At 66.4% G+C, this 16,601-nt stretch carries 9 protein-coding genes; all 9 read left to right on the top strand.

The window, feature by feature from the left end; translation table 11 throughout:
* Window positions 1-5: 5 nt before the first annotated feature.
* The 9 genes from ACNUDN_RS05215 to ACNUDN_RS05255 all read left to right on the top strand — a co-directional run bounded on the left by ACNUDN_RS05215 (window position 6) and on the right by ACNUDN_RS05255 (window position 16,586).
* Window positions 6-917: an ROK family protein gene (locus ACNUDN_RS05215; RefSeq protein ID WP_419120961.1), complete on the top strand. Its 912-nt coding sequence runs from the start codon at window positions 6-8 to the stop codon at window positions 915-917.
* Between the two features lie 390 nt (window positions 918-1,307).
* Window positions 1,308-1,847 carry a 50S ribosomal protein L10 gene (gene rplJ, locus ACNUDN_RS05220; RefSeq protein WP_419120962.1) on the top strand — a complete coding sequence of 180 codons (540 nt, stop codon included), beginning with the start codon at window positions 1,308-1,310 and terminating at the stop codon, window positions 1,845-1,847.
* Between the two features lie 40 nt (window positions 1,848-1,887).
* Complete coding sequence (gene rplL / locus ACNUDN_RS05225) at window positions 1,888-2,280, top strand: 50S ribosomal protein L7/L12 (RefSeq protein ID WP_419120963.1); 393 nt, start codon at window positions 1,888-1,890, stop codon at window positions 2,278-2,280.
* A gap of 190 nt (window positions 2,281-2,470) precedes the next feature.
* A complete protein-coding gene (locus ACNUDN_RS05230; protein ID WP_419120964.1) occupies window positions 2,471-3,544 on the top strand; it encodes an ABC transporter ATP-binding protein in 1,074 nt (357 codons plus the stop codon).
* Between the two features lie 490 nt (window positions 3,545-4,034).
* On the top strand, window positions 4,035-5,813 hold the full coding sequence (locus ACNUDN_RS05235) for an alpha/beta hydrolase (protein WP_419120965.1): 1,779 nt from the start codon (window positions 4,035-4,037) through the stop codon (window positions 5,811-5,813).
* A 70-nt stretch (window positions 5,814-5,883) separates the two neighbouring features.
* Window positions 5,884-7,752, top strand: a complete 1,869-nt coding sequence (locus ACNUDN_RS05240) for an alpha/beta hydrolase family protein (protein ID WP_419120966.1) — start codon at window positions 5,884-5,886, stop codon at window positions 7,750-7,752.
* A gap of 284 nt (window positions 7,753-8,036) precedes the next feature.
* A complete protein-coding gene (gene rpoB / locus ACNUDN_RS05245) occupies window positions 8,037-11,549 on the top strand; it encodes a DNA-directed RNA polymerase subunit beta (protein ID WP_419120967.1) in 3,513 nt (1,170 codons plus the stop codon).
* A gap of 140 nt (window positions 11,550-11,689) precedes the next feature.
* Window positions 11,690-15,640, top strand: a complete 3,951-nt coding sequence (locus ACNUDN_RS05250; RefSeq protein WP_419120968.1) for a DNA-directed RNA polymerase subunit beta' — start codon at window positions 11,690-11,692, stop codon at window positions 15,638-15,640.
* Window positions 15,641-15,836: 196 nt separating this feature from the next.
* Window positions 15,837-16,586 carry a deoxyribonuclease IV gene (locus tag ACNUDN_RS05255; RefSeq protein WP_419120969.1) on the top strand — a complete coding sequence of 250 codons (750 nt, stop codon included), beginning with the start codon at window positions 15,837-15,839 and terminating at the stop codon, window positions 16,584-16,586.
* The last annotated feature ends 15 nt before the right edge of the window (window positions 16,587-16,601 follow it).

The raw sequence follows: 16,601 nt of genomic DNA on the forward strand, positions 1-16,601 counted from the left end.
AACCGATGACCGATCTCATCCTGGCTCTCGACATCGGCGGCACGAAGATCGCCGCCGGGCTCGTCGACGCCGACGGCACCCTGGTCCACCATGCCCAGCGGCCGACACCGCACGGTGACGCCGCACTCGTCTGGGAGACGGTCGCGTCGCTGCTCGCGGACACCACGGCCGCGGCTCCGGAGCCGGTCGCCGCGGTCGGTATCGCCTCGGCCGGCCCCATCGACGTCCCCGGCGGCACGGTCAGCCCCATCAACATCACCGACTGGAGCCGCTTCCCGATCGTGCAGCGCGTCGCCGAACTGAGCGGCGTGCCGGTGAGCCTGGGCGGTGACGGTCTGTGCATGGCGATGGGGGAGTGGTGGCGCGGTGCCGGCCGCGACGCCGATTTCCTGTTGGGAATGGTGGTGTCGACCGGGATCGGCGGCGGCCTGGTACTCGACGGCGCGCCCTACCACGGCCGCACCGGGAATGCCGGACACGTCGGGCATGTGGTGATCGAACCGGGCGGAGCGGCGTGCACGTGCGGCGGCCATGGCTGTGTCGAAACGGTCGCGTCGGGACCTCATCTGGCGCGGTGGGCCCGCGAGCACGGCTGGGTCGACGGCGCTGACGCGAAGGATCTCGCTGAGACCGCCGGCCGCGGTGATGAGGTGGCGCTGCGCGCGTTCGGCCGCGGCGCCGATGCCATCGCGCGGACCATCGCGTCGGTGGCGGCGGTGTGCGATCTGGACCTGGTGGTGATCGGAGGAGGGGTTGCCAGGGCGGGTGCGTTGTTGTTCGACCCGCTGCGCGAGGCCCTGACCGCGTACGCCGGGTTGGACTTTCTGCGCGGGCTGCGTGTGGTTCCGGCCCAGCTGGGTGGGGACGCGGGCCTGGTCGGGGCGGCCGCACTGGCCCGCGCCGACCGTTTTGGCTGATCGGGGGGCGACGCGCTATCCTGACTCGGTTCCACCGAAGACCGTCGGTCACCGATGAGCGCTTGCGCGAAGAGCAAGAACTCAGATGAGCGCTTGCGCGAAGAGCAAGAACTCAGATGAGCGCTTGCGCGAAGAGCAAGAACTCAGATGAGCGCTTGCGCGAAGAGCAAGAACTCAGATGAGCGCTTGCGCGAAGAGCAAGAACTCAAGAAATCGGTTGAAGGTCCGGGAAAATCCCGGCGGCCCACGCAGGAGGACGAGGCTGGTACGTCTGATACGTACTTCTGTGCGCCCCGACCTGTCTGCGTCGGGGCGTTTGTGTTTTCCCGGCTCATCAGCCGGATGTGCCTTTCGGTCGGTGGACGTCCCAACCATCACGAGGAGGCAAGCATGGCCAAGGCTGACAAGGCCACCGCGGTCGCCGACATCGCCGAGAAGTTCAAGGGGTCGACGGCCACCGTCGTCACCGAGTACCGCGGCCTGACGGTGTCCAACCTTGCCGAGCTGCGTAGGTCGCTGGGTTCATCGACGACCTACACCGTCGCCAAGAACACTCTGGTGAAGCGTGCCGCGGCAGAAGCGGGCATCGAGGGGCTCGATGAGCTCTTCGTCGGTCCGACCGCGATCGCGTTCATCGAGGGTGAGCCGGTCGACGCCGCCAAGGCGCTCAAGAAGTTCGCCAAGGACAACAAGGCGTTGGTCGTCAAGGGCGGCTACATGGACGGTCGCGCACTGAGCGTCTCCGAGGTCGAGAGGATCGCCGACCTGGAGTCCCGCGAGGTGCTGCTGTCCAAGCTGGCCGGTGCGATGAAGGCCAAGCAGTCCCAGGCCGCGGCGCTGTTCGTGGCGCCCGCGTCTCAGATCGCCCGCCTGGCCGCAGCTCTGCAGGAAAAGAAGTCCGGCTCGGAAAATTCCGAATCCGCCGCGTAACAAACCACCCCAAAAGAAGTAACCAGGAAGGACCATAACCATGGCCAAGCTGTCCACCGACGAACTGCTCGACGCGTTCAAGGAAATGACCCTGCTCGAACTCTCTGAGTTCGTGAAGCAGTTCGAAGAGACCTTCGACGTCACCGCTGCGGCTCCGGTTGCCGTCGCCGCTGCCGGCCCCGCCGGCGGTGGTGCCCCCGCCGAGGCCGCCGAGGAGCAGTCGGAGTTCGACGTCATCCTCGAGGGTGCCGGCGACAAGAAGATCGGCGTCATCAAGGTCGTCCGCGAGATCGTCTCCGGCCTGGGCCTCAAGGAAGCCAAGGATCTCGTCGACAGCGCCCCCAAGCCGCTGCTGGAGAAGGTCAACAAGGAGGCCGCCGACGACGCCAAGGCCAAGCTCGAGGCTGCCGGCGCGTCGGTCACCGTCAAGTAGTTCGACCAAACGCGAGCTGTGGGGCCGGTCTGGCAAACAGACCGGCCCCACAGTCGTCTGCGGTCGAGGGCCGTCGGCGGTGTTGGCGGACCGAGTGTTCCCGAGTGGGTGCGTAGGTTACAGTGACTCAAGCCACAGGCGGGAAACGTGTGGCAGGTGGTTGCCGGTTTTTGGTGGGAAGGGACTTCGCGTGGGCATTGGCATTCAGATTGAGGGGCTGACGAAGTCCTTCGGAGCCCAGCGAATCTGGGAGGACGTGACCTTCGATCTCCCCGCGGGTGAGGTGAGCGTTCTGCTCGGCCCGTCCGGTACCGGTAAGTCGGTGTTCTTGAAGTCGTTGATCGGCCTGCTGCGCCCGGAGCGCGGCAAGATCATCGTCGACGGCACCAACATCATCGAGTGCTCGGCCAAGGAGCTCTACGAGATCCGCACGCTGTTCGGCGTGATGTTCCAGGACGGTGCGCTGTTCGGGTCGATGAGCCTCTACGACAACACCGCGTTCCCGCTTCGTGAGCACACGAAGAAGAAGGAAAGCGAGATCCGTCAGATCGTGATGGAGAAGCTGGACCTGGTGGGTCTGGCGGGCGATGAGAACAAGTTCCCGGGTGAGATCTCCGGCGGTATGCGCAAGCGCGCCGGTCTGGCCCGTTCGCTAGTGCTCGACCCGCAGATCATCCTCTGTGACGAGCCCGATTCCGGTCTGGACCCGGTGCGTACCGCGTATCTGTCCCAGCTGTTGATCGATATCAACGCCCAGATCGACTGCACGATCCTGATCGTGACGCACAACATCAACATCGCCCGTACGGTGCCCGACAACATGGGCATGCTGTTCCGCAAGAAGCTGGTGATGTTCGGCCCCCGCGAGGTGCTGCTGACCAGCGATGAGCCGGTGGTCAAGCAGTTCCTCAACGGCCGCCGGATCGGACCCATCGGTATGTCGGAGGAGAAGGACGAGTCGACGATGGCCGAAGAGCAGGCCATGATCGACGCCGGTCACCACGACGGTGGTGTCGAGGAGATCGAGGGTGTGCCCCCGCAGGTGCAGGCGACTCCCGGCATGCCCGAGCGCAGGGCCGTCGAGCGTCGTCAAGCCCGGGTGCGCGAGATCATGCACACCCTGCCGCCTGCCGCGCAGGCTGCTATCCGTGACGACCTCGAAGGTACCCACCAGTACCCGACCCACGAGTTCGCGGGGGAGCCGGCGCACCGTCACGAGGACGACGCTCCGACCGGACGTATCCCGGTCGCCGGCGAGCGCTGACGCCGCCGGAGCGCTGACTTCCTGGCCGCCCGGCGACCGCCGGGCGGGTGGTCGATGCGCACTGTGCGACGACGCGGGGTCGGCAAACTTCAGGCGCGCTTTCGTTCCCGGGCGTACCGCTGTTGTGCTGCGACAATCCGTGTCTGCTGTGGCAACTGTGACTCGCGTTGCTAGAAAACTACCTGTAGGTAACAAGGTCTCGGCATGAGCCGGGTGGGCCGCGAAGGTCGCACCGGCCAGTATCGCAAGCGAGGCGTCAGAGCAGCTGACTAGCCACTTCTCGTCGCAGTCGTCAATTTTGTCGGCTGTGATCTTGAATACTTCCGTGACTGGCTATACAGTTTGCCAGAATCGCGTTTCGTCGCATCAAACCATCTCGGCGTCGTCGAGTCGGTGGCGCTCCGCGGTGTCTGAGAACGGGAGAAGAATGGTCGACCGCTATCGAGTCTGGTTGGGGGCAGGCGTACTGGCGGGGGGAGTTTCGGCGGCAATGCTGGCTGGTGCCGGTATCGCAGCCGCGGATGACGGCACGTCATCCAGTTCGGGTGGTTCGGCTGCGGGTTCGGCCGGATCGGGTTCGGATGCCTCGGGTTCGGGAGAGTCCGCCGGTACCGACTCGACCACGTCGACGTCGCAGGCCGGCCACGATGACGCGAATGCGCCCGCGCAGTCCGACGGTGACGACCAGGACGCCGAAGACAACCAGGACGCCGAAGACAACCAGGACGCCGAAGACAACCAGGACGCCGAAGACAACCAGGACGCAGACGGCGACACCGAAGACTCCGAAGACCCCGCCGACGCTCAAGACCCGGCCGACACCGACGAGGCCGACGGCGACCAGGACCCCGCACCGGTCTCAGAAGGCAAAGACGGCGCCGCACCGGTGTCCGGGGGTGGGTCGGCCGCGCCGGTGACCGAAGATCTGCCGCCGGCGAAGTCGGTGACAGACCTTCCCGCGGTGACCGACGTGCCGGCGGGATCGGTCGGCAGCGGCGCGGACGGCTCGAACTCGAACGCTGACGACGCCGTCGAGACCTCGCCGTTCATCGACAGCATCGAAACCGATCTGTCCTCCCCGGAGGGCACAGCGGTCATGCAATTCGCAGCGGCGTCGGCGCCCTGGCCGGAGACCGAGACCGAAGTCGAAGAAGAGTCGCCCTTCAACACCGTGTTCGGCTTCCTCAGCGACATCAGCGCGGGCTTCTTCAACTGGTACACCCGCACCATGCAGTTCCTGGCCGGCCCGGCGCGCGCGCCGTTCGGCAGCCGGGTCCGCGTCGAGACCTCGTCGCTGACCCTCGGCGACGGTGTCGTGGTATCCGCGGACTGGTACTTCCCGCCCGGCAAGGGTGAGCCCAAGGGCCTGATCTATCTGCAGCACGGCCTGCTGGCCAGTGCGTCGTTCTACGGCGCCACCGCCGCCTATCTCGCGGAGAAGACCCAGAGCATCGTCGTCGTGCCGACACTGACCTGGGACGTCTTCGACACCGACAACTATCCGTTGAACATGCCCGAGACCCATCGCGTCCTGGCGCAGCTGTTCGCCGGTGATCGCGGTGCGCTCACCGCCAGCGCCCGTGAGGCCGGTTTCCAGGGCGAGCTGCCCACGCGGATCGTCCTCGCCGGGCACTCGGCGGGCGGCGGCGCGGTGGTGGGTACGGCGGGGTACATGGTGGACGCCGGATTGGCCGACAACCTCGCGGGTGTCGTCATGCTCGACGGCGCGGGCCGGATCGGGGTCCTCAGCGCTGACCTGGCCAAGATCCCGAAGTCGATCCCGGTCTACAACCTGGCAGCTACCGCCGACACCTGGAACAACTACGGTCATGCCAGCTTCCGGCTCAAGGTCGCCCGGCCCGGCATGTTCACCGGCGTGCAGGTCCGCGGTGGTCTGCACGGCGACTCGATGCAGAGCTCCAGCCTGTCGGTGCAGTTCATGGCCTATCTGGCCACCGGGTTCTCCTCGCCGTGGAACGTCCAGGCGAACCAGCTCCTGACAGCGGGCTGGATCAACGACATGCTCGACGGCACCTACACCGAGCGGTGGTATCCGTCTTCGCTGTTCCCGGTACTTCCGGCGGTGCTGGTGACCAGCACCTGGTTCAGCCCGCCCTCCAGCGCCCGGGTCGTCACACTCACGGCGTACGTCGAAGGTGTCCCGCAAGTGTGTCCTGCCGATCCGGCCGGACTGAGCTGTGCGGATGCGTCGGCCCCCGACGTGCTCGGTCGGGAGTCCGACAGCCCGTCCGCCCGCGTCGCGGTCTGATCTGAGCAAAGCGCGTCGGCCCCCGTGCCGCCGCGTTACGGTGTGCCCGATTCGGGCAGAGGGGATTGCGATGGGCGACCGGGTTTCGGTACTGCTCGGGGCCGGCGCTGTCACCGCGGGGGTCGCGGCCGCGCTGCTGGCCGGTGCCGGTGTGGCGGTTGCCGCCCCGGAGTCGACATCGACATCGCAGTCGACATCGCAGTCGCAGGCGCAGGCGGATTCGGCGGGTGGCGAGGACAGCACCGAGTCCCGCGTCGACACCCTCGGCCCGGACGCCGATCCTGACGACGCTGCCCCAGAAACCGAGGACACCGTCGAAGATCCCGACGGCGCCGAGGGAGACGCCGATCAAGACGCCGGGGAAGACGCCGAGGAAGAGGGACAGGACGCCGGGGAAGACGCCGAGGAAGAAGGGGGCGGGGACGACTCCTCCGAGGAGGCCGGCGGCGCGCATGCCGCCGTCCCCGACGAACCGGCCGGCCGTGCCGACGGCGCCGTCGGGTCCGATCACCCGGCCGCCGCGTCGAGCGATCACCCCGACATCCCCGACCCCGACGCTGCCGAACAGGAACGTGTGGATGCCGAGGCCGCGGCCGGCGGATCCGAAGCTCCCTTTACCGCCGAGCAGCCCGTGGCGTCCATCCCGGTCGACGCGCCCGCCGCCGGTGCCGATCCGGCGGTCGCGGAGGTGAACACCGCGGTGCTGCGGCCGCTGGCTTCGATGCAGGTCGCGCCCGCCGACGAGGCAGCGTCGAGTCCACGCAAGCAGACGCTGCTCAGCGTCATCGGCGCCGTCATCTTCAATATCTATTCGGTCGCCATCCGCGTCCTCGGCGGCCCGCCGATCCTGCCGCCCAACAGCACCGTCACCGTTCGTAGCTCGAAGCTCAGAATCGACTGCGGCGACGGTTACGACGTGCCCGCGGACTGGTACGTCCCCGACGGTGCGACCCCGACCCGGCTGATCTATTTCCAGCATGGCTTCATGGCGGCCGGCCCGTTCTACAGCTACACCGCCGCCCGGCTCGCCGAGGCGACCAACAGCATCGTCGTGGCCACGTCACTGACGTCGAACTTCCTTGCCTGCGACGGGTGCTGGGTCGGTGGCACGCAGATGCACCGGGCGGTGGCCGACCTGTTCGTCGACGGCAACACCGCACTTGCGCAGAGTGCGCTGGCAGCGGGCTACAGCGGCACCCTGCTCGACGGTATCGACAAGGTCGGGCTCACCGGCCATTCGGCGGGCGGGGGACTGGCCGTGGGCGCCGCGGGCCATATGACCCGCAACGGCTCCTTCGACAAGCTGGCGGGGGTGGTGATGCTCGACGGGGTCGGCTTCGGCGACGTCACCCCGCAAGCGCTGGCGAAACTGCCGCTGGACTTCCCGATCTACAACCTGGCGGCCAGGTCGTATTACTGGAACCTGTCCGGAACGACCAATGCCGTTCTGCAGCAGTGGCGGCCCGGGGAGTTCAACGGGGTGAAGCTCGACAACAGCTCGCACGGCGACGCGATGAGCGCCGGCAACATCTTCGTCCAGGTGGCGATGAACCTCGTCACCGGATGGCCGCGTCCGGCCAATGTGGCGGCCGCCGAGATCCTCAGCGCCGGGTGGTTCAACGACATGTTCAGCGGGACGCCGCCTTCGGCGCAGTCCGGCTTCTACGGCGCTCCCGACGACGTCCTGCAGATCCCGACCGCCCGCGGAACCGCGACCGCCCGCGTTCTGCCGGGCCCCACCGAGCGTCAGACATTCTTCGACTGGTTGTTCACCACCGGAGCCCGGATCATGTTCGGCATCAACTTCGCCACCTGCGCCGTCGACGCGGGCGAAGGTTTCGGTCGAAACTACGAAAACTCGGTACCCAACACGGCGTTATCTCTTGACGGAAGGACGAAACCGGGCCAATCTATTGGCCAGCAATGTGTACACGGATGACAGCGAACAGGGACGCCGGCCAGCGCCCAGAGTTCCGTAGCATACGGTGCTGCCTCGAGGGTTGAGGAATAGGTCGGCGTGCGCTATCGTTGGACGTTGCGCTGGCTGCATCCTGCCCACCTCGCTCTTTCCGACCCGCACTAGTCACGTGGTCCTAGCCTGAGCCTCTGCTCAGGGATCTAGACGCGTGCCGTGCGTCGGGTGGTCTGGTGAAGCCGGCCAAACCGACGCAGAAACGCGACTGAACGGGTCCGGCCTCTCCGGTCCCCGAAGGGTCGCATGAGGTGCTGGAAGGATGCATCTTGGCAGGGTCCCGCCAGATCGAGTCAGTAACCACCAATAACTCCGTTCCCGGAGCGCCAAACCGAATTTCTTTTGCCAAGCTCCGCGAGCCTCTTGAGGTTCCGGGGCTTCTCGACGTGCAGACCGAGTCATTCGAGTGGCTGGTCGGCGCCGAGGACTGGTTCCGGCGTGCCGCCGACCGCGGCGACGTCGACCCCAAGGGTGGGCTGCAGGAGGTTCTCGAAGAGCTCTCGCCGATCGAGGACTTCTCCGGCTCGATGTCGCTGTCGTTCTCCGACCCGCGCTTCGACGAGGTCAAGGCGCCGGTCGACGAGTGCAAAGACAAGGACATGACGTACGCGGCCCCGCTGTTCGTCACGGCCGAGTTCATCAACAACAACACCGGTGAGATCAAGAGCCAGACGGTCTTCATGGGTGACTTCCCGATGATGACCGAGAAGGGCACCTTCATCATCAACGGCACCGAGCGTGTCGTGGTGAGCCAGCTGGTCCGCTCGCCGGGTGTGTACTTCGACGAGTCGATCGACAAGTCGACCGAGAAGACACTGCACAGCGTCAAGGTGATCCCCGGCCGCGGCGCGTGGCTGGAATTCGACGTCGACAAGCGCGACACCGTCGGCGTGCGTATCGACCGCAAGCGCCGCCAGCCGGTCACCGTGCTGCTCAAGGCCCTCGGCTGGACCAGCGAGCAGATCACCGAGCGCTTCGGCTTCTCCGAGATCATGATGAGCACCCTGGAGAAGGACAACACCGCAGGCACCGACGAGGCGCTGCTGGACATCTACCGCAAACTGCGCCCGGGCGAGCCCCCCACCAAGGAGTCCGCGCAGACCCTGTTGGAGAACCTGTTCTTCAAGGAGAAGCGCTACGACCTGGCCCGCGTCGGCCGTTACAAGGTGAACAAGAAGCTGGGCCTCAACGTGGGTCAGCCGATCACCAGCTCGACGCTGACCGAAGAGGACGTCGTCGCGACCATCGAATACCTGGTGCGTCTGCATCAGGGTGACCAGACGATGACCGCCCCCGGCGGCACCGAGGTCCCGGTCGAGGTCGACGACATCGACCACTTCGGTAACCGCCGGCTGCGTACCGTCGGCGAGCTGATCCAGAACCAGATCCGCGTCGGTCTGTCCCGGATGGAGCGTGTCGTGCGTGAGCGCATGACCACCCAGGACGTCGAGGCGATCACGCCGCAGACCCTGATCAACATCCGTCCCGTCGTGGCGGCGATCAAGGAGTTCTTCGGCACCAGCCAGCTGTCGCAGTTCATGGACCAGAACAACCCGCTGTCCGGTCTGACCCACAAGCGCCGACTGTCGGCGCTGGGCCCCGGCGGTCTGTCCCGAGAGCGTGCCGGCCTTGAGGTCCGCGACGTGCACCCCAGCCACTACGGCCGGATGTGCCCGATCGAGACCCCGGAAGGCCCGAACATCGGCCTGATCGGTTCGCTGTCGGTGTACGCCCGGGTCAATCCGTTCGGCTTCATCGAGACGCCCTATCGCAAGGTCGTCGACGGCGTCGTCACCGACCAGATCGACTACCTGACCGCCGACGAGGAGGACCGCCACGTCGTGGCGCAGGCCAACTCGGAGACCGAGGACACCCCCGCGGGTCAGAAGTTCGTCGAGGACCGCGTCCTGGTCCGCCGTAAGGGTGGCGAGGTCGAGTTCGTGTCGGCCGCCGAGGTGGACTACATGGACGTCTCGCCGCGCCAGATGGTGTCGGTCGCGACCGCGATGATCCCGTTCCTCGAGCACGACGACGCCAACCGCGCCCTGATGGGTGCCAACATGCAGCGTCAGGCGGTTCCGCTGGTGCGCAGCGAGGCGCCGCTGGTCGGTACCGGCATGGAGTTGCGTGCCGCCATCGACGCCGGCGACGTGGTCGTCACCGACAAGGCCGGTGTGGTCGAGGAGGTCTCCGCCGACTACATCACCGTGATGGCCGACGACGGCACCCGGCACACCTACCGGATGCGCAAGTTCGCCCGCTCCAACCATGGCACCTGCGCCAACCAGCGTCCGATCGTGGACGCCGGGCAGCGTGTCGAGTCGGGTCAGGTGCTGGCCGACGGACCGTGCACCGAGAACGGTGAGATGGCGCTGGGCAAGAACCTGCTCGTGGCGATCATGCCGTGGGAGGGACACAACTACGAGGACGCGATCATCCTCTCGAACCGTCTGGTCGAAGAGGACGTGCTCACCTCGATCCACATCGAAGAGCACGAGATCGATGCCCGCGACACCAAGCTGGGCGCCGAGGAGATCACCCGGGACATCCCGAACGTCTCCGATGAGGTGCTGGCCGATCTCGACGAGCGCGGCATCATCCGCATCGGCGCCGAGGTCCGCGACGGCGACATCCTGGTCGGCAAGGTCACCCCGAAGGGTGAAACCGAGCTGACTCCGGAGGAGCGGCTGCTGCGCGCCATCTTCGGTGAGAAGGCCCGCGAGGTGCGCGATACGTCGCTCAAGGTGCCCCATGGTGAGTCCGGCAAGGTCATCGGCATCCGCGTGTTCAGCCGCGAGGATGACGACGAGTTGCCCGCCGGTGTCAACGAACTGGTCCGCGTCTACGTGGCCCAGAAGCGCAAGATCTCCGACGGCGACAAACTCGCCGGACGTCACGGCAACAAGGGCGTCATCGGCAAGATCCTGCCCGTCGAGGACATGCCGTTCCTGCCCGACGGCACCCCGGTGGACATCATCCTGAACACCCACGGTGTACCGCGTCGTATGAACATCGGCCAGATCCTGGAGACCCACCTCGGGTGGGTGGCCAAGGCCGGCTGGAACATCGATGTCGCAAGCACTCCGGAGTGGGCGGCCAAGCTGCCCGAGCAGATGCTCTCGGCACCGCCCGACAGCATCGTCGCGACCCCGGTGTTCGACGGCGCCAAGGAAAGCGAGCTGCAGGGTCTGCTCGGTGCGACGCTGCCCAACCGGGACGGCGAGACCATGGTCAACGCCGACGGCAAGGCGGTGCTGTTCGACGGCCGCAGTGGCGAACCGTTCCCGTACCCGGTGACGGTCGGCTACATGTACATCCTGAAGCTGCACCACCTGGTCGACGACAAGATCCACGCGCGTTCGACCGGTCCGTACTCGATGATCACCCAGCAGCCGCTGGGCGGTAAGGCGCAGTTCGGTGGTCAGCGCTTCGGTGAGATGGAGTGCTGGGCCATGCAGGCCTACGGTGCGGCGTACACGCTGCAGGAGCTCTTGACGATCAAGTCCGACGACACCGTCGGCCGCGTCAAGGTCTACGAGGCGATCGTCAAGGGCGAGAACATCCCCGAACCGGGCATCCCGGAGTCGTTCAAGGTGCTTCTCAAGGAGCTGCAGTCGCTCTGCCTGAACGTCGAGGTGCTGTCTTCGGACGGTGCGGCCATCGAGATGCGGGACGGTGACGACGAGGACCTGGAGCGCGCTGCTGCCAACCTCGGAATCAACCTGTCGCGCAACGAATCCGCCTCTGTCGAGGACCTGGCCTGATGCACGGCTCCGCCGTGGTGCCTGATGCAGGGCTCCGCCGTGGTGCCTGATTCACGGCTCCGCCGTGGTGCCTGATTCACGGCTCCGCCGTGGTGCCTGATAGTTCAAGTTTCTAATCCCGAAAGGGGAAAGGGAGTTACGTGCTAGACGTCAACTTCTTCGATGAACTCCGCATCGGTCTCGCGACCGCGGACGACATCCGCAACTGGTCCTACGGCGAGGTCAAGAAGCCGGAGACCATCAACTACCGCACGCTCAAGCCAGAGAAGGACGGCCTGTTCTGCGAGAAGATCTTCGGACCTACTCGCGACTGGGAGTGCTACTGCGGCAAGTACAAGCGCGTCCGGTTCAAGGGCATCATCTGTGAGCGCTGCGGCGTCGAGGTGACCCGCGCCAAGGTGCGGCGTGAGCGGATGGGCCATATCGAACTGGCCGCACCCGTCACGCACATCTGGTACTTCAAGGGCGTGCCCTCGCGTCTGGGCTATCTGCTCGACCTGGCCCCGAAGGATCTCGAGAAGATCATCTACTTCGCGGCCTACGTCATCACCGCGGTCGATGACGAGATGCGGCACAACGAGCTCTCGACGCTGGAGGCCGAGATGGCCGTCGAGCGCAAGGCCATCGAGGATCAGCGCGACGCCGATCTGGAGGCGCGTGCCCAGAAACTCGAAGCCGACATGAAAGAGCTCGAGGACGAGGGCGCCAAGTCCGACGTCAAGCGCAAGGTGCGGGACGGCGGCGAGCGCGAGATGCGCCAGCTGCGCGACCGGGCCCAGCGCGAGCTGGACCGGCTCGAGGAGATCTGGACGACGTTCACCAAGCTGGCTCCCAAGCAGCTGATCGTCGACGAGCTGCTCTACCGCGAGCTGCAGGACCGCTACGGCGAGTACTTCGAGGGCGCCATGGGTGCCGAGTCGATCAAGAAGCTCATCGAGAACTTCGACATCGAGGCCGAGGCCGAGTCGCTGCGCGACACCATCAAGAACGGCAAGGGCCAGAAGAAGCTGCGCGCGCTCAAGCGGCTCAAGGTCGTCGCGGCGTTCCAGACCAACCGGAACTCGCCCATGGGCATGGTCCTCGACGCGGTTCCGGTGATCCCGCCGGAGCTGCGCCCGATGGTTCAGCTCGACGGTGGCCGCTTTGCCACCTCGGACCTCAACGACCTGTACCGCCGCGTCATCAACCGCAACAACCGGCTCAAGAGGCTGATCGATCTCGGCGCTCCCGAGATCATCGTCAACAACGAGAAGCGCATGCTTCAGGAGTCGGTCGACGCGTTGTTCGACAACGGCCGTCGCGGCCGGCCCGTCACCGGGCCGGGCAACCGTCCGCTCAAGTCGCTGTCGGATCTGCTCAAGGGCAAGCAGGGCCGCTTCCGGCAGAACCTGCTCGGTAAGCGCGTCGACTACTCGGGCCGTTCGGTCATCGTGGTCGGCCCGCAGCTCAAGCTGCACCAGTGCGGCCTGCCCAAGCTGATGGCTCTCGAGCTGTTCAAGCCGTTCGTGATGAAGCGTCTGGTCGATCTGAACCACGCGCAGAACATCAAGAGCGCCAAGCGCATGGTGGAACGTCAGCGTCCCCAGGTGTGGGACGTCCTCGAAGAGGTCATCGCCGAACACCCGGTGCTGCTGAATAGGGCACCGACACTCCATCGTCTAGGGATCCAGGCTTTCGAGCCGCAGCTGGTCGAGGGTAAGGCCATCCAGCTGCACCCGCTGGTCTGCGAGGCGTTCAACGCCGACTTCGACGGCGACCAGATGGCCGTGCACCTTCCGCTGTCGGCGGAGGCGCAGGCCGAGGCCCGCATCCTGATGCTGTCCTCGAACAACATCCTGTCGCCGGCGTCGGGCCGTCCACTGGCCATGCCGCGTCTGGACATGGTGACCGGCCTGTACTACCTGACCACCGAGATCGAAGGCGACAAGGGTGAGTTCGTCCCGGCCGCCACGGATCAGCCGGAGTCCGGTGTGTACAGCAGCCCGGCCGAAGCCATCATGGCGATGGACCGCGGCGCGCTGAGCCCGCGGGCCCGGATCCGGGTGCGGTTGACGCAGCTGCGTCCGTCGGCCGAGGTCGAGGCCGAGCAGTTCCCGGACGGCTGGACCATGGGCGATGCCTGGACGGCCGAGACCACGCTGGGCCGCGTGCTGTTCAACGAGCTGCTGCCCAAGGGCTATCCCTTCGTCAACAAGCAGATGCACAAGAAGGTGCAGGCCGCGATCATCAACGATCTGGCCGAGCGCTACCCGATGATCGTGGTCGCGCAGACGGTGGACAAGCTCAAGGACGCCGGCTTCTACTGGGCCACCCGTTCGGGTGTCACCGTGTCGATGGCCGACGTGCTGGTCCCGCCGGAGAAGCAGGAGATCCTCGAGCGCTACGAGGCTGAAGCCGACAGCATCGAGAAGCAGTACCAGCGCGGCAAGCTCAACAAGGACGAGCGCAACGAAGCGTTGGTGAAGATCTGGCAGGACGCGACCGAAGAGGTCGGTCAGGCGCTGCGGTCGCACTACCCGAAGGACAACCCGATCATCACGATCGTGGATTCGGGCGCGACGGGTAACTTCACCCAGACGCGGACACTGGCCGGCATGAAGGGTCTGGTGACCAACCCGAAGGGTGAGTTCATCCCGCGTCCGATCAAGTCCTCGTTCCGCGAGGGCCTGACGGTGCTGGAGTACTTCATCAACACCCACGGCGCGCGCAAGGGCCTGGCGGACACGGCCCTGCGCACGGCGGACTCGGGCTACCTGACCCGTCGTCTGGTGGACGTGTCGCAGGACGTCATCGTGCGCGAGACCGACTGCGAGACCGAGCGCGGTATCACGGTCACGCTGGCCGAGTTGCAGGGCGAGCAGCTGGTGCGCGATCAGCACATCGAGACGTCTGCCTATGCGCGGACGCTGGCCACCGATGCGGTCGACGCCAACGGCAATGTGATCGTCGAGCGCGGTCACGACCTCGGCGATCCGGCCATCGATGCGCTGCTGGCGGCGGGTATCACCGAGGTGAAGGTCCGTTCGGTGCTGACCTGTGCGACCGGCACCGGGGTGTGCGCGATGTGCTACGGCCGCTCGATGGCCACCGGCAAGCTGGTCGACATCGGTGAGGCCGTCGGCATCGTCGCCGCGCAGTCCATCGGTGAGCCCGGCACGCAGCTGACGATGCGTACCTTCCACCAGGGTGGCGTCACCGGCGGTGCCGACATCGTCGGTGGTCTGCCCCGCGTGCAGGAGCTGTTCGAGGCCCGCATTCCGCGGAACCGGGCCCCGATCGCCGATGTGTCCGGGCGGGTCCGCCTGGAGGAGAGCGACAAGTTCTACAAGATCACCATCGTTCCCGACGACGGGGGCGAGGAGGTCGTGTACGACAAGCTCTCGCGGCGTCAGCGCCTGAAGGTGTTCAAGCACGATGACGGTTCTGAGCGTCTGCTGACCGACGGCGACCACGTCGAGGTGGGCCAGCAGCTGCTGGAAGGTTCGGCCGACCCGCACGAGGTGCTGCGCGTCCAGGGTCCCCGCGAGGTGCAGATCCACCTCGTCAAGGAGGTCCAGGAGGTCTACCGCGCCCAGGGTGTGTCGATCCACGACAAGCACATCGAGGTCATCGTCCGGCAGATGCTGCGTCGCGTCACGATCATCGATTCGGGCGCCACGGAGTTCCTGCCCGGCTCGCTGACCGAGCGTGGCGAGTTCGAGACCGAGAACCGTCGGGTGGTGGCCGAGGGCGGCGAGCCCGCGGCCGGTCGCCCGGTGCTGATGGGTATCACCAAGGCGTCGCTGGCCACCGATTCGTGGCTGTCGGCGGCGTCGTTCCAGGAGACCACCCGCGTGCTCACCGATGCGGCGATCAACTGCCGCAGCGACAAGCTGCAGGGTCTGAAGGAGAACGTGATCATCGGCAAGCTGATCCCGGCCGGCACCGGCATCAACCGGTACCGCAACATCCAGGTTCAGCCCACCGAGGAGGCCCGCGCCGCGGCGTACACGATCCCGTCCTACGAGGATCAGTACTACAGCCCGGACTTCGGCCAGGCCACCGGCGCTGCGGTGCCGCTGGACGACTACGGCTACTCGGACTACCGATAGGTCGATGAGAAGGCCCCCATCCCCGCTGCGGGGGTGGGGGCTTTTTCGCATCCCACGATGACGGTCGCGCCCAGCGCAGCGCAGCTGTCGGTGGCCGGGTGTGAATTTATCGGCTCGCTCGAGGCCGATCGTGAAGCTATCCGCGCAACCGGCGCCGGCGGTCGTCGTTGGCCTCGGCGCGCCTACACTCGTCGGCGTGCTCATTGGTTCCCACGTCCACGGTGACGATCCGCTCGCGGCCGCCGAAGCCGACGGCGCCGACGTCGTGCAGTTCTTCCTCGGAAATCCGCAGAGCTGGAAGAAGCCGCCGCCCCGCGAGGACGCCGAGGTGCTCAAGGCCTCACCGGTTCCGGTCTATGTGCATGCGCCGTACATGATCAATGTCGCGTCGGCCAACAACCGGGTGCGCATCCCGTCGCGAAAGATCTTGCAGGACACCTGCGATGCGGCTTCGGCCATCGGCGCCACCGCGGTGATCGTGCACGGTGGGCACGCCGACGACAACGACATGGACGCCGGGTTCGAGCGCTGGGTCAAGGCGCTGGCGAGCCTGAAGACCGACGTGCCCATCTACCTGGAGAACACCGCCGGCGGTGACCACGCGATGGCCCGGCACTTCGACACCATCGCGCGGTTGTGGGATCACATCGGCGACATGGGCATCGGGTTCTGCCTGGATACCTGCCACGCGTGGGCCGCCGGAGAGGCGCTGATCGACGCCGTCGAACGGATCAAGGCCATCACCGGGCGCATCGACCTGGTGCACTGCAACGACTCCCGGGACGCTGCGGGGTCGGGGGCCGACCGGCACGCCAACTTCGGCACCGGCCAGATCGACCCTCAGCTGCTGGTCGCCGTGGTCAAGGCGGCCGGTGCGCCGGTGATCTGTGAAACCTCCGACGACGGCCGCAAGGACGACATCGCCTTTCTGCGCGAGCACGTCTGAACCCTTATCGGCACC

Origin of the sequence: Mycobacterium sp. smrl_JER01 (assembly GCF_048513595.2) — a bacterium.
In the GTDB taxonomy this organism is placed as follows: Bacteria; Actinomycetota; Actinomycetes; order Mycobacteriales; family Mycobacteriaceae; genus Mycobacterium.